The 17,255-nt window shown below is 66.8% G+C and carries 26 protein-coding genes and 5 pseudogenes; 28 read left to right on the top strand and 3 right to left on the bottom strand.

Annotated features, from left to right (window positions below; all coding sequences use genetic code 11):
- Together tuf and ASD25_RS05270 are read left to right on the top strand one after the other, a co-directional pair.
- Positions 1-128 (top strand): annotated as a pseudogene (gene tuf / locus ASD25_RS31650) (elongation factor Tu); the annotation flags it as partial.
- A gap of 95 nt (positions 129-223) precedes the next feature.
- Positions 224-760 (top strand): hypothetical protein, encoded by a 537-nt coding sequence (locus ASD25_RS05270; RefSeq protein WP_056615213.1) that lies wholly within the window; start codon positions 224-226, stop codon positions 758-760.
- A gap of 3 nt (positions 761-763) precedes the next feature.
- On the opposite strand, the gene ASD25_RS05275 is transcribed toward ASD25_RS05270, so the two are convergent.
- Both ASD25_RS05275 and ASD25_RS31185 read right to left on the bottom strand, forming a co-directional pair.
- A complete protein-coding gene (locus ASD25_RS05275) occupies positions 764-1,855 on the bottom strand; it encodes a L,D-transpeptidase (protein ID WP_056615215.1) in 1,092 nt (363 codons plus the stop codon).
- Positions 1,856-1,914: 59 nt separating this feature from the next.
- Positions 1,915-2,085 (bottom strand): hypothetical protein, encoded by a 171-nt coding sequence (locus ASD25_RS31185; RefSeq protein WP_200943555.1) that lies wholly within the window; start codon positions 2,083-2,085, stop codon positions 1,915-1,917.
- Positions 2,086-2,251: 166 nt separating this feature from the next.
- Here ASD25_RS31185 and ASD25_RS05280 point away from each other — a divergent pair, with 166 nt between their 5' ends.
- From ASD25_RS05280 to ASD25_RS05295, 4 genes are all read left to right on the top strand, one after another.
- Positions 2,252-3,391: a GNAT family N-acetyltransferase gene (locus ASD25_RS05280; RefSeq protein ID WP_056615218.1), complete on the top strand. Its 1,140-nt coding sequence runs from the start codon at positions 2,252-2,254 to the stop codon at positions 3,389-3,391.
- An 8-nt stretch (positions 3,392-3,399) separates the two neighbouring features.
- A complete protein-coding gene (locus ASD25_RS05285; protein WP_056615220.1) occupies positions 3,400-4,308 on the top strand; it encodes a cupin-like domain-containing protein in 909 nt (302 codons plus the stop codon).
- 96 nt (positions 4,309-4,404) lie between these two features.
- The gene (locus ASD25_RS05290) at positions 4,405-5,271 is read left to right on the top strand and encodes a GIN domain-containing protein (protein ID WP_056615222.1); all 867 of its coding nucleotides are present in this window, start codon (positions 4,405-4,407) and stop codon (positions 5,269-5,271) included.
- 44 nt (positions 5,272-5,315) lie between these two features.
- Positions 5,316-6,203 (top strand): GIN domain-containing protein, encoded by an 888-nt coding sequence (locus ASD25_RS05295; RefSeq protein ID WP_056615223.1) that lies wholly within the window; start codon positions 5,316-5,318, stop codon positions 6,201-6,203.
- A 138-nt stretch (positions 6,204-6,341) separates the two neighbouring features.
- On the opposite strand, the gene ASD25_RS05300 is transcribed toward ASD25_RS05295, so the two are convergent.
- Positions 6,342-7,094 carry a porin gene (locus ASD25_RS05300; RefSeq protein ID WP_056615224.1) on the bottom strand — a complete coding sequence of 251 codons (753 nt, stop codon included), beginning with the start codon at positions 7,092-7,094 and terminating at the stop codon, positions 6,342-6,344.
- A gap of 562 nt (positions 7,095-7,656) precedes the next feature.
- Here ASD25_RS05300 and rpsJ point away from each other — a divergent pair.
- From rpsJ to rplO, 22 genes and pseudogenes are all read left to right on the top strand, one after another.
- The gene (gene rpsJ, locus ASD25_RS05305) at positions 7,657-7,962 is read left to right on the top strand and encodes a 30S ribosomal protein S10 (protein ID WP_003164367.1); all 306 of its coding nucleotides are present in this window, start codon (positions 7,657-7,659) and stop codon (positions 7,960-7,962) included.
- A 20-nt stretch (positions 7,963-7,982) separates the two neighbouring features.
- Positions 7,983-8,744 carry a 50S ribosomal protein L3 gene (rplC, locus tag ASD25_RS05310; RefSeq protein ID WP_056615227.1) on the top strand — a complete coding sequence of 254 codons (762 nt, stop codon included), beginning with the start codon at positions 7,983-7,985 and terminating at the stop codon, positions 8,742-8,744.
- Positions 8,744-9,408: pseudogene (gene rplD, locus ASD25_RS05315) on the top strand (50S ribosomal protein L4). Before rplC ends, rplD begins: the two are co-directional and overlap by 1 nt.
- Complete coding sequence (locus ASD25_RS05320) at positions 9,408-9,713, top strand: 50S ribosomal protein L23 (protein ID WP_056615230.1); 306 nt, start codon at positions 9,408-9,410, stop codon at positions 9,711-9,713. Before rplD ends, ASD25_RS05320 begins: the two are co-directional and overlap by 1 nt.
- A 4-nt stretch (positions 9,714-9,717) precedes the next feature.
- Positions 9,718-9,965: pseudogene (rplB, locus tag ASD25_RS05325) on the top strand (50S ribosomal protein L2); the annotation flags it as partial.
- A gap of 1 nt (position 9,966) precedes the next feature.
- Positions 9,967-10,684, top strand: a pseudogene (gene rplB, locus ASD25_RS05330) (50S ribosomal protein L2); the annotation flags it as partial.
- A 2-nt stretch (positions 10,685-10,686) separates the two neighbouring features.
- On the top strand, positions 10,687-10,965 hold the full coding sequence (gene rpsS / locus ASD25_RS05335; protein ID WP_055832138.1) for a 30S ribosomal protein S19: 279 nt from the start codon (positions 10,687-10,689) through the stop codon (positions 10,963-10,965).
- A 3-nt stretch (positions 10,966-10,968) separates the two neighbouring features.
- Complete coding sequence (rplV, locus tag ASD25_RS05340; protein ID WP_056615236.1) at positions 10,969-11,349, top strand: 50S ribosomal protein L22; 381 nt, start codon at positions 10,969-10,971, stop codon at positions 11,347-11,349.
- The gene (rpsC, locus tag ASD25_RS05345) at positions 11,349-12,044 is read left to right on the top strand and encodes a 30S ribosomal protein S3 (protein ID WP_056615239.1); all 696 of its coding nucleotides are present in this window, start codon (positions 11,349-11,351) and stop codon (positions 12,042-12,044) included. The genes rplV and rpsC overlap by 1 nt, the downstream gene beginning before the upstream one ends.
- Positions 12,045-12,047: 3 nt before the next feature.
- Positions 12,048-12,427, top strand: a pseudogene (gene rplP / locus ASD25_RS29165) (50S ribosomal protein L16).
- Positions 12,424-12,621, top strand: a complete 198-nt coding sequence (rpmC, locus tag ASD25_RS05355) for a 50S ribosomal protein L29 (RefSeq protein WP_055832148.1) — start codon at positions 12,424-12,426, stop codon at positions 12,619-12,621. The pseudogene rplP and the gene rpmC overlap by 4 nt, the downstream one beginning before the upstream one ends.
- Positions 12,622-12,631: 10 nt before the next feature.
- Positions 12,632-12,880, top strand: a complete 249-nt coding sequence (gene rpsQ / locus ASD25_RS05360) for a 30S ribosomal protein S17 (RefSeq protein WP_055832150.1) — start codon at positions 12,632-12,634, stop codon at positions 12,878-12,880.
- An 18-nt stretch (positions 12,881-12,898) separates the two neighbouring features.
- Complete coding sequence (rplN, locus tag ASD25_RS05365) at positions 12,899-13,267, top strand: 50S ribosomal protein L14 (protein ID WP_055832151.1); 369 nt, start codon at positions 12,899-12,901, stop codon at positions 13,265-13,267.
- Positions 13,268-13,269: 2 nt separating this feature from the next.
- Positions 13,270-13,578 (top strand): 50S ribosomal protein L24, encoded by a 309-nt coding sequence (gene rplX, locus ASD25_RS05370; protein WP_056615245.1) that lies wholly within the window; start codon positions 13,270-13,272, stop codon positions 13,576-13,578.
- Positions 13,578-14,138, top strand: coding sequence for a 50S ribosomal protein L5 (gene rplE / locus ASD25_RS05375; RefSeq protein ID WP_056615248.1), 561 nt, complete (start codon positions 13,578-13,580; stop codon positions 14,136-14,138). The genes rplX and rplE overlap by 1 nt, the downstream gene beginning before the upstream one ends.
- Positions 14,139-14,157: 19 nt before the next feature.
- Positions 14,158-14,463 (top strand): 30S ribosomal protein S14, encoded by a 306-nt coding sequence (gene rpsN, locus ASD25_RS05380; RefSeq protein WP_056615252.1) that lies wholly within the window; start codon positions 14,158-14,160, stop codon positions 14,461-14,463.
- 14 nt (positions 14,464-14,477) lie between these two features.
- Positions 14,478-14,876 carry a 30S ribosomal protein S8 gene (rpsH, locus tag ASD25_RS05385; RefSeq protein ID WP_055832159.1) on the top strand — a complete coding sequence of 133 codons (399 nt, stop codon included), beginning with the start codon at positions 14,478-14,480 and terminating at the stop codon, positions 14,874-14,876.
- A gap of 1 nt (position 14,877) precedes the next feature.
- Positions 14,878-15,411, top strand: a complete 534-nt coding sequence (rplF, locus tag ASD25_RS05390) for a 50S ribosomal protein L6 (protein ID WP_056615256.1) — start codon at positions 14,878-14,880, stop codon at positions 15,409-15,411.
- A gap of 3 nt (positions 15,412-15,414) precedes the next feature.
- Positions 15,415-15,777: a 50S ribosomal protein L18 gene (gene rplR / locus ASD25_RS05395; protein WP_055832163.1), complete on the top strand. Its 363-nt coding sequence runs from the start codon at positions 15,415-15,417 to the stop codon at positions 15,775-15,777.
- 12 nt (positions 15,778-15,789) lie between these two features.
- Positions 15,790-16,410 (top strand): 30S ribosomal protein S5, encoded by a 621-nt coding sequence (gene rpsE / locus ASD25_RS05400; protein WP_082572212.1) that lies wholly within the window; start codon positions 15,790-15,792, stop codon positions 16,408-16,410.
- 4 nt (positions 16,411-16,414) lie between these two features.
- Positions 16,415-16,612: a 50S ribosomal protein L30 gene (gene rpmD / locus ASD25_RS05405; RefSeq protein WP_056615260.1), complete on the top strand. Its 198-nt coding sequence runs from the start codon at positions 16,415-16,417 to the stop codon at positions 16,610-16,612.
- Positions 16,613-16,753: 141 nt separating this feature from the next.
- Positions 16,754-17,185 carry a 50S ribosomal protein L15 gene (gene rplO / locus ASD25_RS05410; RefSeq protein ID WP_056615263.1) on the top strand — a complete coding sequence of 144 codons (432 nt, stop codon included), beginning with the start codon at positions 16,754-16,756 and terminating at the stop codon, positions 17,183-17,185.
- The last annotated feature ends 70 nt before the right edge of the window (positions 17,186-17,255 follow it).

The raw sequence follows: 17,255 nt of genomic DNA on the forward strand, positions 1-17,255 counted from the left end.
CCGGCGACAACGCCGAGCTGAACGTCGAGCTGATCACCCCGATCGCCATGGAAGAGAAGCTGCGCTTCGCCATCCGTGAAGGCGGCCGCACCGTCGGCGCCGGCGTGGTGTCCAAGATCAACGAGTAATCGTTCGATCCAGTAACGCGTAACAGAAGCCCCGCCGGATCACTCCGGCGGGGTTTTTGCTGTACCGCTGGGGGCGGGGATTCGCGGGGGGCGACATGTTCAGACAGGGCAGCCTGGATACGCTGTGCGGCATCTACGCCATCATCAACAGCACCCATGAGGTCTGCGCGACCTGGGACAGCCGGCTGAAGCCCGACCATCACCGGGCGCTGTTCCGCGTGCTGTGCGAGGAACTGGCGACCGAGGGCGATCTGGCCGGCGCGCTGGCCGGCGAGGGGATGGGCGTCCAGACCCTGCGCAAGCTGCTGCGCCGCGCGCATATGTATGTCGAGGACGAGACCGGCCTGCCGTTCACCCATAAGCGGGCCTTCAACAGCGAGCCCGTGACGCTGGACTGCTACTGGGATGCTGTCCGCGATCATGTCGACGAGAACGGGCCGGGCTCTGTCCTGATCAGCCTGACCGGCCGCCACTGCCACTGGTCCTGCGTCCGCAGCGTCAGCGACGCCGGGATGGTGCTGCGGGACTCAGACGGGTTGATCCGCCTGAGCCGCGCGCGTTGCACCACGGGCGCAGGGGACGACCGGCGGCACCATGTGCTGTGGCCGACCGAGACCCTGCTGATCAGCTGACGGTCAGATAAACTGCACCACCACGCCCGGCTTGACCCCGGCGGCCAGCTGTTCGGCGTCCCAGTTGGTAAGGCGGACGCAGCCGTTCGAGGCGGTCTTGCCGATCTTGGACGGATCGGGCGAGCCGTGGATGCCGTAGGTGTCGCGCGACAGGTCGATCCAGACCGTGCCGACCGGGTTGTTGGGGCCGGCGGGGACGACGACCTTCTCGTCGCCCCGGTCATAGGTGACCCGTTTCGGATCGTAGGTGTAGTCGGGTTCGGGCGCGACGCCGGTCACGGTGACCGTGCCCGACGGAGCGGGGCGTTCGCTGGAGCCGATCGTGGCGGGATAGAAGCCCAGCAGTTTGCCGGAGGCGTCGAAGGCGCGGGCGGAGCGCTCGGTCTTGTCGATGACGATGCGGGCGACGCCGGCCAGCGGCGTATTGGTCACCGCCGGCACAACGATGGTCTGGCCGGCGCGGCGGAAATCGACGCCGGGATTGAGGCCCTGAAGCAGGGCTTCGGTGATGTGGAAACGTTCGGCCAACCGCTCGCGGGCACTGGTGAAGTTCGTCCCGGCGCGGGCGATGTCGGCCAGTTCGCCCGTCGCGGCAGGGCTGAACGGCCCGGCGACATCCTCGGCGGTCGTCACATATTGCGTCATCACCCGGGAGGTGTCGGCGGCGGCGAGATGCTGCAGCAAGGCGGCGTCGGCCGCGTCGCCCGAGCCGAGATTGTTGGCCTTGCGATAGGCGGCGATGGCCTGACGCGTGTTGTCGCCCGCCAGACCATCGATCATGCCGGGAGAGAACGGTGTCCGGTCCAGCAGGACCTGGAGCCGCACAAGACCGGGGTCGGGCGCGGTCGCGGCGGGTCCGGTCCCGGCCTCGCCGGTCGCCGGGGCGGGCGCGGTGGAGGGGGGCGCAGCGCCCGGAGCCGCCGCGGCTTGCGGCACGCCCGCCTCGATCTGGGCGGCGGTCAGGACGGCGGCGCCGGCCTGGGGCGCGGGCGCCTGTGCCGACGGCGCAGCCTGATCCGGCTGTTCGGGGTCCGGCGCGCCGCAGGCGGCAAGGACGATGAGGCTGGCGGAGGCGAGGATCAGACGAAGCGACATGGCAATCCGGGTGTTTGAGGGGGCCCGGACCCAATCCCTCACCGCGCCGCGCGTTCCATTCAGGGGTTCGGCTTGCCGGTCGCCGGGTCGGTCGCGGTCTCGCCCGAGTTGGACGAGCCTTCCGATCCGCGGGGCTCGGTCGCCGGGCGAGGCGGCTGGCCTTCGCGCGCCGGTGTGCGCTGGTCCTCGGTCTCGGTCTCGCGGGTCGGGGGACGGTTCGGATCGGTCATGGAAGGCTCCGGGCTGATGGCGGTTCTGCAAAGGCAACGCCTCGCGGGCCCCGGGGCTCCCGGTCACACGCCGTTCACCATGAACGCTCACCCGGCCGAAACGGGCGGCGGGTTAGAGACGCACGGTTGGAGGCGGTCCGTCAGGGATGCGTCACAGGACGATCGAATGGCTGCGCTTGAGGTGGAAATCGTTGCGATCGACGCGCTGGGCGAGGCCCGGTGGGCGTTGTGGTGCGACATGCTGGCGGCCGACCCGGCGCTGAACAGCCCCTATTTCCGACCCGAGTTCGCCCAGGTCGCGGGCCGCATCAGTCCGGACGCGGCTGTGGCGGTGTTCTCGCGCGGCGGGGACATCGTTGGCTTCTTCCCGCATCAGCGGCGCGGCGGGGCGCTGCAGCCGCTGGCCGCGCCGATGAACGACTATCACGGCGTCATCGCCTTCCCCGGTCAGGCGCCTTCGCTGGAGGAGGTTTCGCGAGTGCTGGGCGCGACCCGGCTGAACGTGACGGCCTGGGTCGGCGAGACCGGCCTCGGCGAGGACCGGCGTACGGTCCAGGTCGAACTGGGCGAGGGCGGCTATGCCGGCTGGTACGCCGACCGCCGGTCGAACCAGGGCAAATTCTTCAAGGACAAGGAACGCGCGCGCCGCAGCATGGAGGCCGAACTCGGGCCCCTGCGGGTCGAGCGCGGCCTGCGCGACCCCGCCCTGCTGGACTGGCTGATCGATCTGAAGCGGGACCAGTACAAACGCACGTCGCGGCACGACATCTTCGCCTGCGGCTGGACCGTGGATCTGCTGCACGCCCTGCTGAAGGAAGACCGCGACGGCTTCGGCGCCTCCATGGCGGGTCTGTGGGCCGGCGACCGGCTGACGGCGATCGAATATTCGCTGCACGCGGGCGACCAGTACCATTTCTGGTTCCCCGGCTATGACCCCGCGCTGGCGCGCTGCTCGCCGGGGATCCTGCTGAGCATGGACACCATGCGGCTGGCGTCGGAGCTGGGCTATCGCACCTTCGACTTCGGCTTCGAGGGCGAGCACTACAAGAAATACTTCTGCAACGGCGCGCGGATCGTGCGCGAGGCCGTGGTGCTGAAGCCGGGCCTCGGCGCGGCGGTCAGCGGAGCCGCGGTCGGCGTTCTGGGCGAGCGCGGCCAACGGCTGCGAACCAGCGTCCGGCGGCGCTGGGCGGCCATCGAGGCCTGTGAAACCTCCTCGGGCGCCCGCCTGAAGGGGGCGATGCAGGCGGCAGGCGCGGCGCTTGCAAAGGCCCGGGCGACGTCGACCCGACCCGTTCCGGCCTGAGACACTCCATGACCGACACGCGCACCCGCTATTCCGGCCCGATCAAACAGGCCGAGGTCCATCCGCACAGCCTGATCGAGCAAGGCTTCGCCTCGGACGAGGCGCTGGCGGCGGTGCTGGATCGCTATCCGGCCCATCTGTTCGACATCAATCTGTACGACTACGACGATGACGGACAGGTCTCGCTGCGCACGGGCGCACGCGGGCGGCTGAACGGCGAGGAACTGCTGGCGGCGATCCAGCAAGGCCGGCTGTGGGTCAATCTGCGCGAGGTCGAGACCGGCTGGCCCGAGCTGTGGGCCGCGGCCATGGAAGAGTTCCGCAAGGTGCAGGGCGCATATCCGGGCCTGAGGGCGGTGCGCAACGCCGGCCAGCTGATCCTGTCGTCGCCCAAGGCGCGGGTGCCCTATCATTTCGACGCGGCGGGGGTGGTGCTTTTCCACATGCGCGGCCGCAAGCGGATCTTCGTCTATCCGGGCGACGAGGCCCATCTGGCCGAGGCGGACATGGAACAGGTCGTGTCGCGCCAGACGACCGAGGAACTGCCTTATTCGCTGGCCTTCGAGGCCGACGCCCAGGTCATGGACCTGGAGCCGGGGCAGGCCCTGACCTGGCCGATCTATGCCCCGCACCGGGTCGAGAATCTGGACCGGTTCTGCGTCTCCCTGTCGATGGACTTCCAGACCTGGCCGTCGCGGTTCAGGAACGGGGCCCTCTATACCAACGCCGTGCTGCGCAGCCGGGGCGCCCGGCCGCGCATGACGGATCGTATGACGCCGCCCGAACTGGCCGCCCGCTGGGCCGCCTCGCTGGCGCTGAAGCGGGTCGGGGGGCTGAAAAGCCGCATCGCGCATTTCGAGCGCGACTTCGAACCCGAGATCGGCGCGGCCGACGGCGCGGGCGCGCTGCGGGCCTGAGCGCCTTTCTTACAATGGCGTCATGACCTCGATTTAAGCTGACTCGGCGCGTCGCCGGTCGCACCTTCCCGTCACATTCCGGGAGGGAACGCCGTCATGAAACTCGCCATCGCCGCCGCCGCCGCCGCCATCGCCGCCGCGCTCGCCGCCGCCGCCGGTCCCGTCGCCGCCAGTGACGGTCCGTCCGCAAAGATCGAATATGCGGTCGCGCGCGTCGTGGTCATCGTCGAGGACCGCGCCGACATCGGCGTCGAGATCGAGCAGGGAAGCTCGGGTCTTCCGGCCCTTCAGGTGCGCCGCCGCGGCGACGATGTCGTCATCCACGGCGGCCTCAAGGGCGGCCTGTTCGGCAACAGCGCCGTCCGCAACTGCCAGTCGGGCCCGGAGGGCGCGCGTCAGCCGGGCGAGGGGGCCTCGGTCGAGGTCCGTCAGATCGGAACGGTAAGACTGGCCGACGCCCCGCTTATCGTCATCCGCACGCCCCGCGCCGTCGAAGTCGATGTGAACAACGGCGCCGTGTTCGGCGCCGTCGGCCGCGACGCCTCCTCGATCGAGCTGAACAACGGCGGCTGCGGCGACTGGGCCGTGGCCAACACCGAAGGGACGATGTCCCTCTCCATCATGGGATCGGGCGACATGCGGGCCGGTACGTCCAACCGGCTGGAAGCCAGCATCATGGGTTCGGGCGATATCCAGGCCGGCGCCACGCGGGGGCTCGAGGCCAACGTCATGGGATCGGGCGACATCACCGCCACCCGCGTCGATGGCCCGGTCGAGGCGAACATCATGGGCTCGGGCGACATCAACATCCCCGGCACGGTCACGAGCATCGAGGCCAACATCATGGGCGCGGGCGACATCAACGTCGGGGGCGCCACGGGCGCCGTCACGCAGAGCATCATGGGGTCAGGCGATATCGTGGTCGCCGGCCAGGCGGTGCGCCAGAGCCGCCGCGACCGCTGATGCGCCGCCCCCGCCAGACTCATATTCCTAGAGAGACCGCTGCAATGAAACTCGCCATCGCATCCGCCGTCGCCATCGCCGCCCTGGCCGGTCCTGCCTTCGCCAAGCCCGGCCCCGAGGTCGACATCCGCCACGCCGTGGCCCGCGTCGCCGTGGTGGTCGAGGACCGCAACGACATCGCCGTCGAGATCGAGCAGGGCTCCTCCGGCCTGCCCGCCGTGCATGTGACCCGTGACGGCGCCAACGTCCGCATAGACGGCGGCCTTGGCGGACGTCGAAGCCTGTTCGGCCGCGGCGACAGCCTTCGCAACTGCCGCTCGGGCCCCGACAACGCCCGGACGCCGGGCGAGGGGGCCTCGGTCGAGGTCCGCAATGTGGGCCGCGTCAATCTGGCCGACGCGCCCCTGATCGTCATCCGCACGCCCCGCAATGTGAATGTGGAGGCCTCCGGCGCGGTCTTCGGATCGGTGGGCCGGGGGGCGGCCTCGGTCGAGCTGGGCAACGCCGGCTGCGGCGACTGGAACGTGGCCAATACGGACGGTCGCGTCTCTCTGGACGTCGCGGGCTCGGGCGACATCCGCGCCGGAACCTCCTCGGGGCTGGAAGTCAGCATCGCCGGCGCCGGAACGGTCACGGCCGGCGCCACCCGGGATCTGGAGGTCTCGCTGTCGGGGGCCGGAGACGTAATCGTCGCCCGCGTCGACGGACCGACGGAAATCAGCCTTGCCGGAGCGGGCGATGTGTCCGTCCGGGCCGGCACGGCGCCCACGCTCAGCATCGACATCGCCGGCGTGGGCGACGTGGACTTCGGGGGCGTGGCCGGCGACGTGTCGGTCTCGCTGGCCGGGGCAGGGGACGTCAACATCGCCCGGGCGACCGGTTCGGTCAGCCGGTCTGTGGCCGGCGTGGGAGACATCCACATCGGCGCCTGACCTCCCTGTCAGCCGCCGCAATGGGAAAGGCCCGGGAGCGTGGAACCCTCCGGGCCTTTTTCATGTCCCGCGTCCGCGCACGAAAAAGCCCCGGCGGATCGCTCCGCCGGGGCTTCCTTCGTCAGCAGGATGGAACGCTTACAGCGCGCCCAGCAGGCCCATGACGCCCGAGCCCGGCAGAGCTGCGCCGGCGCGGTCGCGCGCCTGCAGGCCGCCGCCGAAGCTGTAGCGCAGGCCGACCGAGACGGTGTCGACGTCGATGTCCTCGACATCGGCGTGCGAATAGCCGGCGGTGACCGAGAAGGGCGTACCGCCGATCTGGTATTCGGCGCCGGCGCCGTAGGTCATGCCGTCCACGTCGAAGCCGGCGGCGTCGGCGGTCACATAGCCGATGCCCGCGTTCAGGCGCAGGTTCGGCATGACATAGAAGGCGGCGTCCGCACCGACCGACCAGGCGTCGACATCGCTGTCATCGGCGCTGGTGTAGGCGACGACGCCGGTCAGGGTGGCCGAGCCGAGGTATTTCTGAACTTCGGCGCCCGCGGTCAGGGCCGTCTCGTCGGCGTAGTCGGACGCGCCGACGAAGCCGCCGATGCGCAGGTCCGAACCGGCCAGGGTGGTCAGGTGGGCCGTACCCGTGAAGGCGGTGTCGTCATCGGCGCCGTCGTCGGTCTGGCTGGCGTTGGCGGCGGCGGTGAAGGTCCAGCGGCCGAAGGCGGGGACAGCCACCACGCCGTCGAGGGCGTAGCTGTCGGACTCGGCGTCCAGACCACCGAACTCGATCTGGCTGTCGGAATACGTCAGGCCGACCGAACCGACCGGCTCCTGGGCCAGGGCGGGGGCGGCGGCGAAGGCAGCCACGGCGGCCGTGGCGAGGAAGAGAGACTTCATTCTTGTTTTCCATTGGCGCACGCGGGGAGTCGGTGCGGGGCGGCTCTGCTACCAACGGCAAAGCTGGACGCGCTATTACAAAGCCGTCACAAAACAGACGCTTGCGGCAACTGTATCGCTACGGCCACGCTTTGTGGCGACGCTGCGGCGAACAAGCGTAGGCATAACGGCGCACTGTGAATCCGGGGTCAGAAACGGGGGCGGAGTGGGCTTTCCGGCCCGCATAGCCGGGACCACGATCCATTTGCCCGTTATAAGGAGGGGGCGGGAGGCGGTCCGTGCGGCAGGATTCGACCGGATCGGGGTAAACCCAGCGTCCGCCACGTTTTCGCCGCTTGACCAAATCGGAATCGGCGGTCATAAGCCCCCACTCTTGTTGCGCAGGAACGACCTCGGACCTGTTCTTTGCAGTGACCCAGGACTTCAACGGCCTCCGCGGTTCGCTGCGTGGGCCGATCGTTTTTGCGGACGTGCGTACTCTGAAGGCTTCGGCCTGAAGACCTCCGGTCTTTGAAATGGTTCACAGGGACGCAGGTTCGCCTGCTTGGGAAATACGACCGATATGGATCAAAGCATCCGCATCAGGCTCAAGGCCTTCGATCACCGCGTCCTCGACTTTTCGACGCGCGAAATCGTCAACACGGCCAAGCGCACGGGCGCGACCGTTCGCGGTCCGATCCCGCTGCCGACCCTGATCGAAAAGTTCACCGTGAACCGCTCGCCGCACGTCGACAAGAAGTCGCGCGAGCAGTTTGAAATCCGCACGCACAAGCGTGTCCTCGACATCGTCGACCCCACCCCGCAGACCGTGGACGCGCTCATGAAGCTCGACCTGTCCGCCGGCGTGGACGTCGAGATCAAGATTTAATAAGAAAGAGGCGGGATCCGATGCGCACGGGCGTGATCGCCAAGAAGCTGGGCATGACCCGCGTGTTCGCCGATGACGGCGCACACGTTCCGGTCACTGTGCTTCAGCTCGACGGCTGCCAAGTCGTCGGCCAACGTACCCAGGAGCGTGACGGCTACGTCGCTCTCCAGCTGGGCGCTGGCACCAAGAAGGCCAAGAACACCAACAAGGCTCAGCGCGAATCCTTCGCCAAGCTGGAAGTGGAACCCAAGGCCTATGTCACCGAGTTCCGCATCGATGCGGACGCCATGATGGATGTGGGCTCCGAGTTCTCGGCCGACCACTTCGTCGCGGGCCAGAAGGTTGACGTCCAGGCCGAGACCATCGGCAAGGGCTTCGCCGGCGCCATGAAGCGCTGGAACTTCGGCGGTCTGCGGGCGACCCACGGCGTCTCGGTCTCGCACCGTTCGCACGGTTCGACCGGTCAGCGTCAGGATCCGGGCAAGACGTTCAAGGGCAAGAAGATGGCCGGCCACTACGGCACGGAAGTCGTCACCACCCAGAACCTCACCGTGTTCCGCGTCGACGCCGAGCGTGGCCTGCTGTTGATCAAGGGCGCTGTCCCCGGTCACGAAGGCACCTGGGTCAAGGTTCGCGACGCCATCAAGAAGGCCCGTCCGGCCGACGCCCCGTTCCCSGGCGGCGTSAAGTCCAAGGGCGGTTCGGCTGCTGCGGCTCAACCGGCTGAAACGCCGGCCGAGGAAGCCCCGGCCGTCGAAACCACCGAAGGCGGTGAAGCGTAATGAAACTCTCGGTCATCAAACTCGACGGCAAGGCCGCCGGTGACGTCGAACTGTCGGACGCCGTTTTCGGCATCACCGACATCCGCGGCGACATCCTGGCCCGTTACGTCAACTGGCAGCTGGCCAARCGCCGCGCCGGCACCCACAAGGTCCAGACCCGGAACGAGAACTCTCGCACCGGCAAGAAGATGTACAAGCAGAAGGGAACCGGCGGCGCCGCGCCCCGCAGTTCGTCGGTGGTTCGCGCGCCTTCGGCCCGGTCGTTCGCGACCACGGCTTCTCGCTGCCCAAGAAGGTCCGCGCCCTGGCCCTGCGCCATGCGCTGTCCTCCAAGGTCGTCGCCGGTGATCTGGTCATCGTCGACAACATCTCGCTGAAAGACGCCAAGACCGCCGGTCTGCGCGAAACCTTCGGCAAGCTGGGCTGGACCCGCACGCTGATCATCGGCGGACCGGAAGTCGACACCAACTTCGGCCTGGCCGCCCGCAACATCCCGATGGTCAACGTCCTGCCGAACGCCGGTCTGAACGTTTACGACATCCTGCGTGCGGACAAGCTGGTGCTGACCAAGGCGGCCCTCGAGGCCATCGAAGCCACCTACGCCGACTACAAGCCCTCGCGTAGCGAAGTGGCCCGGTCGCAAGCCGTGAAGGGAGCCGCGTAATGGCCGGCGCTCAACCCACCGCCAAACACTACGACACCATCCTGTCGCCGATCATCACCGAGAAGGCGACGATCCTGTCGGAGCAAAACAAGGTCGTGTTCCGGGTTTCCGGCACCTCGACCAAGGACGAGATCGCTGCTGCGGTCGAAAGCCTGTTCAAGGTCAACGTCCTGAAGGTCAACACCCTGGTTCAAAAGGGCAAGACCAAGCGCTTCCGCGGCATCATGGGCCGTCGGGTCGACATCAAAAAAGCGATCGTGACGCTGGCTGAAGGCCAGTCGATCGACGTCACCACGGGGCTCTGATCAGATGGCCTTGAAGACTTACAATCCGACGTCGCCGGGCCGCCGCGCCCTGGTGCTGATCGACCGTTCGGAGCTCCATAAAGGACGCCCCGAGAAGTCGCTGACCGAAGGCCTGACCAAGTCGGGCGGCCGGGGCGCTGGCGGTCGTATCGCTGTCCGCTTCCGCGGCGGCGGCGCCAAGACGCTGTACCGCAAGATCGACTTCAAGCGCCGGAAGTTCGCCACGGCGACCGTCGAGCGTCTGGAATACGANTAGGACGGCGAGGCCCGGGCAAGAACGTATCGCTGTCCGCTTCCGCGGCGGCGGCGCCAAGACGCTGTACCGCAAGATCGACTTCAAGCGCCGGAAGTTCGCCACGGCGACCGTCGAGCGTCTGGAATACGATCCGAACCGGACCGCCTTCATCGCCCTCATCGTCTATGAGGACGGCGAAAAGGCCTACATCATCGCGCCGCAACGCCTGAAGGCGGGTGACTCGGTGGTTGCCGGTGAGAAGGTCGACGTGAAGCCGGGCAATGCGATGCCGCTGCGCTCGGTGCCGGTCGGCACGATCATCCACAACGTCGAAATGAAGCCGGGCAAGGGCGCCCAGCTGGCCCGTTCGGCCGGCGCCTACGCCCAGCTGGTCGGCCGCGATCAGGGCTACGCCCAGATCCGTCTCGGCTCGGGCGAGCTTCGCATGGTYCTGGACGGCTGCATGGCCACGGTGGGCGCGGTTTCGAACCCCGACCACATGAACCAGAACCTCGGCAAGGCCGGTCGCGTCCGTCACATGGGCTTCCGTCCGCACGTTCGCGGCGTCGCCATGAACCCGATCGACCACCCGCACGGTGGTGGTGAAGGCCGGACCTCTGGCGGTCGCACCCCGGTTACGCCGTGGGGCAAGGACACCAAGGGGACCCGGACCCGCAAGAACAAGGCTACGGACAAGTACATCATCCGTACCCGCCACGTTAAGAAGGCTCGCTAAAGATGGCCCGCTCCTCCTGGAAAGGCCCGTTTGTCGACGGGTATCTGCTGAAGAAGGCCGAGACGGCAGCGTCGTCGGGCCGCAAGGACGTGATCAAGACGTGGTCGCGCCGCTCCACCATCCTGCCGCAGTTTGTCGGCCTGACCTTCGGCGTCCACAACGGCCTCAAGCACGTGCCGGTGTCCGTCTCCGAAGAAATGGTCGGCATGAAGTTCGGCGAGTTCTCCCCGACCCGGTCGTTCCCCGGGCACGCGGCGGACAAGAAGGCCAAAAGGAAATAACTGATGGCCCAGACCAAAAATGAACGTCGGGTCGCCCCGACCGAAGCGCGCGCCAAGCTGGTGAACGTCCGGATCAGCCCTCAGAAGCTGAACCTGGTCGCCCAGTCGATCCGCGGCCTGCCGGTGCAGAAGGCGCTGAACGAGCTGGAATTCAGCCGCAAGCGCATCGCCACCGACGTCCGCAAGGTGCTGTATTCGGCCGTGTCGAACGCCGAGAACAACCACAACCTCGACATCGACAACCTGGTCGTCGCCGAGGCCTTCGTGGGCAAGAACCTGGTGATGAAGCGTTTCGCGAGCCGCGCTCGTGGCCGCTCGTCGCGCATCCTGAAACCTTTCGCGGAAATCACCATCGTGGTGCGCGAAGCTGGTGAGGCCGCCTGATGGGTCAGAAAATCAATCCGATCGGTCTGCGCCTCGGCGTCAACCGGACGTGGGACAGCCGTTGGTTCGCCCGCGGCGCCGAATACGCCAGCCTGCTGCACCAGGACCTGAAGCTGCGCACGTGGCTCAAGGAACGCCTGAACGCCGCCGGCGTGTCGCGCATCATCATCGAGCGTCCGCACAAGAAGTGCCGCGTGACGATCTACGCCGCCCGTCCGGGTGTCGTGATCGGCAAGAAGGGCGCCGACATCGAGAAGCTCCGCAAGGACATCTCGGCGCGCACCGAGGGTGAAGTTCACCTGAACATCGTCGAAGTGCGCAAGCCCGAGACGGACGCCCAGCTGATCGCCGAAAACATCGCGCAGCAGCTGGAACGCCGTATCGCCTTCCGCCGCGCCATGAAGCGCGCGATGCAGTCGGCCATGCGTCTCGGCGCCAAGGGCGTCCGCATCAACGTTTCGGGCCGCCTCGGCGGCGCTGAAATCGCGCGGATGGAATGGTACCGCGAAGGCCGTGTGCCGCTGCACACCCTGCGCGCCGACATCGACTACGGCTTCATCCAGGCCAAGACGACCGATCCGATGGCGCAGGACAAGCGCTGGGCCCAGGAAGCTTCCGGCCCGTCGTCGAACGAAGGCCGTGAACGTGGCGGTCCGCGCGGTGACCGTGGTCCCCGCCGTGGTCGTGAGGGCTAAGTCATGCTGCAACCGAAGAAAACCAAGTACCGCAAGGCCTTCAAGGGCCGCATTCACGGCGCCGCCAAAGGCGGTTTCTCGCTGAACTTCGGGTCGTATGGCCTGAAGACGGTCGAGCCGGAACGCATCACCGCGCGTCAGATCGAGGCGGCCCGCCGCGCGATCACCCGCCAGATGAAGCGTCAGGGCCGCGTCTGGATCCGCGTCTTCCCCGACCTGCCCGTCACGGGCAAGCCGGCCGAAGTCCGCATGAAATCGACGGCGTGCCGGACGACATCGCCCGTGAGGCCCTGCGTCTTGGCGCCGCCAAGCTGCCGGTCCGTACGAAGGTGGTCACCCGCCTCGACGCCGGTGTCTCGCACGTGGAGCACGTCGGAGCATGACCAAGATCGCCGACCTCCGGGCCCAAACGCCCGACCAGCTGTCCGACGAGCTGCTGAAGCTCAAGAAGGAACAGTTCAACCTGCGCTTCCAGGCCGCTACCGGCCAGATGGAAAAGACCCATCGCGTATCGGAAGTGCGCAAGGACATCGCCCGTATTTCCACGCTTCTGCGTGCGAACCGCGCGGCGGGTTAAGGAAACGAAGATGCCCAAACGAGTTCTCGAAGGCGTGGTCGTCTCCGACAAGGGCGACAAGACTGTCGTCGTCGTCGTCCAACGCACGCTGCTGCACCCGGTCCTKAAAAAGATCGTGCGCCTGTCCAAGAAGTACCACGCTCACGACGAAGCCAACGCCCTCAAGGTGGGTGATCAGGCCCGCATCATCGAGTGCGCCCCCAAGTCCAAGCTGAAGCGCTGGGAAGTCCTGTCGGACTCCTCGGCCTCGGCTTCGTAATCAGAAAGATCTGATCATATGATCCAGATGCAAACTAACCTGGAGGTAGCCGACAATTCGGGTGCTCGCCGGGTCATGTGCATCAAGGTGTTGGGCGGCTCCAAGCGCCGCTACGCCTCGGTGGGCGACACGATTGTCGCTTCGGTGAAGGAAGCAATTCCGCGCGGCCGCGTGAAGAAGGGCGACGTCGTTCGCGCCATCGTCGTGCGCACCGCCAAGGACATCATGCGCAAGGACGGCTCTGTCATCCGTTTCGACAAGTCGGCCGCCGTCATCGTCAACAAGCAGAACGAGCCSGTCGGCACGCGGATCTTCGGCCCGGTTCCCCGCGAACTGCGCGCCAAGAACCACATGAAGATCATCTCTCTGGCTCCGGAGGTCCTGTAGTCATGGCCGCCAAGATCAAAACGGGCGACAACGTCGTCGTCCTGACCGGCAAGGACAAGGGCCGCACCGGCAAGGTGACCAAGGTCCTGCCGGCGACGAACCGCGTGATGGTGCAAGGCATCAACATGGTTCAGCGCCACACCCGCCCGACCCAGGCYGACCCCCAGGGCGGCATCAAGAACAAGGAAGCGTCGCTTCACCTGTCSAACGTCGCGATCGCCGACGCCAACGGCAAGGCCACCCGCGTCGGCTTCAAGATCGAAGGCGACAAGAAGGTCCGCTTCGCCAAGACGACGGGAGACGTCATCTGATGGCCGACACCAAATACACCCCGCGCCTCAAGGGCGAGTACAACGACCGCATCAAGGGCGTGCTGACCGAGAAGTTCGGCTACACCAACCCGATGCAGATGCCCAAGCTGGACAAGATCGTCCTCAACATGGGCATCGGTGAAGCCGTGGCCGACTCCAAGAAGGCCACCGCGGCCCTCAAGGAYCTGGCCGCCATCGCCGGTCAGAAGCCCGTCGCCACCAAGGCCCGTAACTCCATCGCCGGCTTCAAGCTGCGCGAAGGCATGGTCATCGGCGGCAAGGTCACCCTCCGCGGCGACCAGATGTACGAGTTCCTGGACCGCCTGATCACGATCGCGCTGCCGCGCGTGAAGGATTTCCGCGGCCTGAAGCCGACTTCGTTCGACGGTCGCGGCAACTACGCCATGGGCCTCAAGGAACACATCGTGTTCCCCGAGATCAACTACGACCAGATCGACCAGATGTGGGGCATGGACATCATCGTCTGCACCACGGCCAAGACCGATGACGAGGCACGCGCGCTTCTCACCGAGTTCAAGTTCCCGTTCGTGACGAACTGAGCGGGAAGGGAAAAGCACAATGGCTAAGAAAAGCGCCGTAAACCGCAACGAGATGGTCAAGGCCCTCGTCGCGAAGTACGCCGACAAGCGGGCCGCCCTGAAGGCGACCGCCAACGATGAATCCCTCCCGCTTGAGGAGCGTTTCGAAGCGCGCCTGAAGCTGGCCAAGCTGCCGCGCAACTCGGCCGCCAACCGGATTCGTAACCGCTGCGAAGTGACGGGCCGTCCGCGGGCCTTCTATCGCAAGCTCAARATGAGCCGTATCGCSCTKCGYGAACTCGGCAACCTGGGTCAGATCCCGGGTCTGACCAAGTCCAGCTGGTAAGGGGAGCGACAGACATGATGATCAACGATCCCCTGAGCGACATGATCGCTCGCATCCGGAACGCGCACATGCGCAAGCGTTCCAAGGTGCTCACCCCGGCTTCCCGTCTGCGTCAGCGCGTCCTCGACGTGCTGCAGGACGAAGGCTACATCCGCGGCTATTCGCTGGTTCAGAACCCCGGCGAGTTCCCGCAGTTCGAGATCGAGCTCAARTACTTCGACGGCCAGCCGGTCATCGCCGAGATCGCTCGCGTGTCCAAGCCGGGCCGCCGCGTCTACTCCGCGATCTCCGACCTGAAGCCGATCAAGAACGGCCTGGGCATCTCGATCCTCTCCACGTCCAAGGGCGTCATGTCGGACACCGCGGCTCGCGAAGCCAAGGTGGGCGGCGAAGTCCTCTGCAGGGTCTACTAAGATGTCCCGTATCGGAAAACGCACCATCGAGATCCCGAAGGGCGTGACTGTCACGCTCGACGGCCAGACCGTCTCGGTGAAGGGTCCCAAGGGCGAACGCTCCTGGACCGTTGCTGAAGAAATCGAAGTCACCCAGGGCGACGACGGCCTGAACCTGGCCATCCGCGAGGACAACCAGCGTTCGCGCGCCATGTGGGGCCTGTCCCGCACCCTGGTCGACAACATGGTCGTCGGCGTCACCACGGGCTTTGAAAAGAGCCTGGACCTGGTCGGCGTGGGTTACCGCGCTGCGATGAAGGGCAACGCCCTGTCGCTGCAGCTCGGCTTCTCGCACGACGTCGACATCCAGCCGCCTGCCGGCGTCACCTTCGCGGTGCCCAAGCAGACGGAAATCAAGATCACGGGCGCTGACAAGCAGGCCGTGGGTCAGATCGCCGCCGTCATCCGCAAGCTGCGTCCGCCGGAGCCCTACAAGGGCAAGGGCGTGCGCTACACGGGCGAAAAGGTCCGGCGCAAGGAAGGCAAGAAGAAGTAAGTCATGGCTCTYTCTCTTCGACAACAAGCCCAGCGCCGTACGGAGCGCACCCGCCGCCGCCTGAAGGCTGTCGCCAACGGTCGTCTGCGCCTGTCGGTGCACCGTTCGGACAAGAACATCTCGGCCCAGATCATCGACGACCTGAACGGCGTCACGATCGCCTCGGCCTCCTCGCTGGAAGGCGAGAAGGGCAAGAAGGCCAAGGGTTCGGACGTCGCAGCCGCCGCTCTGATCGGCAAGCTGGTCGCCGAACGCGCCCTCGAGAAGGGCATCAAGGATGTCGTCTTCGATCGCGGCGGCTACATCTATCACGGACGGGTGAAGGCGCTGGCTGATGCCGCGCGTGAAGCCGGCCTGAACTTCTAAGGGACGCGACAGATGGCGCAAACACCCCAACGCGGCGGCGGCGGCAACGATCGCAACCGTCGTGACAACCGCAACGCTCCCGCCGTCGACGGTCCGGATTCGGACATCGTCGAGAAGCTGGTTCACATCAACCGCGTCGCAGCCACCGTCAAAGGCGGCCGCCGGTTCTCGTTCGCGGCCCTGATGGTCGTCGGCGACGGCAAGGGCCGCGTCGGCTTCGGTCACGGCAAGGCGCGCGAAGTGCCGGAAGCCATCCGCAAGGCGACSGAAGAAGCCAAGAAGACCATGATCCGCGTTCCGCTSCGCGAGAACCGCACCCTGCACCACGACGGCAACGGCCGTTGGGGCGCCGGCAAGATCATGATGCGCGCCGCCCCTCCCGGGACCGGCGTCATCGCGGGCGGTCCGATGCGCGCCGTGCTCGAAACCCTCGGCGTCCAGGACGTCGTGGGCAAGTCGACCGGTTCGTCGAACCCCTACAACATGATCCGCGCCACGTTCGAGGCCCTCAAGGTCCAGTCGTCGCCCCGTCAGGTCGCGTCCAAGCGCGGCAAGAAGGTCGCCGATCTGATGGGCCGCCGCAACGACGGCGCCTCGGCTCCGGAAGCGGCGCCTGAAGCCCAGGAAGCCTGAGACCATGGCCAAGACTGAATCCAAAGCCACCGTCACCGTCCGTCAGACGGGCTCGCCCATCCGCCGCAAGTCGGACCAGCGCGCCACCCTGATGGGTCTGGGTCTCAACCGCATGGGCCGCGAGTCCACGCTGGAAGACACCCCCTCGGTTCGCGGGATGATCGCCAAGGTCGCCCACCTGACCGAGATCGTCGAAAAGTAAGCCGTTTCGCCCTCTCCCTCACGGGGGAGGGCGTCTCGCGTCTTGCGATGCTGAAGGGGGCCGCCTAGAAGCGGCCCTTCAATTATTTCAACGCCGAGTCCGGATCTGATCCGGGCGCTAGCACCCGAAAGGATCAGGCACATGAAACTGAACGAAATTCGCGACAACGAAGGCGCCCACAAGAAGCGCATGCGCGTCGGCCGCGGCCCGGGTTCGGGCAAGGGCAAGACTGCCGGTCGCGGCGTCAAGGGCCAGAAGTCCCGTTCGGGCGTCGCCATCGGCGGCTTCGAAGGCGGCCAGATGCCGCTGTACATGCGTATGCCCAAGCGCGGCTTCAACAATCCGAACGCGCTGAAGCTGGCCGAAGTGAACCTGTGGCGCCTGCAAGACGCCGTGGACGCCAAGAAGCTGGACATCAAGGGCGAGATCAAAGGCGACGCCCTGGTCGCGGCCGGCGTGATCCGTCGCGTCAAGGACGGCGTCCGCATCCTGGGCACCGGCGAGATCAAGTCCAAGCTGAACCTGGTCGTCTGGTCGGCCTCGGCCGGCGCCGTCAAGGCGTATCGCTGCTGAAGCCAAGGCCGCCGCGCGCGTCGAGAAGCGCAACGCCGCCAAGGGCAAGGTTCCGGCCGCCAAGGCTCCC

It is taken from the genome of Brevundimonas sp. Root1423, assembly GCF_001426805.1.

Excerpts from the sequence above, each read along its gene's own strand:
- rpmD (WP_056615260.1), top strand. The coding sequence starts at position 16,415 with ATGGCCAAGACTGAATCCAAAGCCACCGTCACCGTCCGTCAGACGGGC.
- ASD25_RS05280 (WP_056615218.1), top strand. The coding sequence starts at position 2,252 with ATGGCTGCGCTTGAGGTGGAAATCGTTGCGATCGACGCGCTGGGCGAG.
- ASD25_RS05320 (WP_056615230.1), top strand. The coding sequence starts at position 9,408 with ATGGCCGGCGCTCAACCCACCGCCAAACACTACGACACCATCCTGTCG.
- rplV (WP_056615236.1), top strand. The coding sequence starts at position 10,969 with ATGGCCCAGACCAAAAATGAACGTCGGGTCGCCCCGACCGAAGCGCGC.
- ASD25_RS05270 (WP_056615213.1), top strand. The coding sequence starts at position 224 with ATGTTCAGACAGGGCAGCCTGGATACGCTGTGCGGCATCTACGCCATC.
- rplO (WP_056615263.1), top strand. The coding sequence starts at position 16,754 with ATGAAACTGAACGAAATTCGCGACAACGAAGGCGCCCACAAGAAGCGC.
- rpsJ (WP_003164367.1), top strand. The coding sequence starts at position 7,657 with ATGGATCAAAGCATCCGCATCAGGCTCAAGGCCTTCGATCACCGCGTC.
- ASD25_RS05300 (WP_056615224.1), bottom strand. The coding sequence starts at position 7,094 with ATGAAGTCTCTCTTCCTCGCCACGGCCGCCGTGGCTGCCTTCGCCGCC.
- ASD25_RS31185 (WP_200943555.1), bottom strand. The coding sequence starts at position 2,085 with ATGACCGATCCGAACCGTCCCCCGACCCGCGAGACCGAGACCGAGGAC.
- ASD25_RS05295 (WP_056615223.1), top strand. The coding sequence starts at position 5,316 with ATGAAACTCGCCATCGCATCCGCCGTCGCCATCGCCGCCCTGGCCGGT.
- rpsC (WP_056615239.1), top strand. The coding sequence starts at position 11,349 with ATGGGTCAGAAAATCAATCCGATCGGTCTGCGCCTCGGCGTCAACCGG.
- rpsS (WP_055832138.1), top strand. The coding sequence starts at position 10,687 with ATGGCCCGCTCCTCCTGGAAAGGCCCGTTTGTCGACGGGTATCTGCTG.
- ASD25_RS05275 (WP_056615215.1), bottom strand. The coding sequence starts at position 1,855 with ATGTCGCTTCGTCTGATCCTCGCCTCCGCCAGCCTCATCGTCCTTGCC.
- ASD25_RS05290 (WP_056615222.1), top strand. The coding sequence starts at position 4,405 with ATGAAACTCGCCATCGCCGCCGCCGCCGCCGCCATCGCCGCCGCGCTC.
- rpmC (WP_055832148.1), top strand. The coding sequence starts at position 12,424 with ATGACCAAGATCGCCGACCTCCGGGCCCAAACGCCCGACCAGCTGTCC.
- ASD25_RS05285 (WP_056615220.1), top strand. The coding sequence starts at position 3,400 with ATGACCGACACGCGCACCCGCTATTCCGGCCCGATCAAACAGGCCGAG.
- rplF (WP_056615256.1), top strand. The coding sequence starts at position 14,878 with ATGTCCCGTATCGGAAAACGCACCATCGAGATCCCGAAGGGCGTGACT.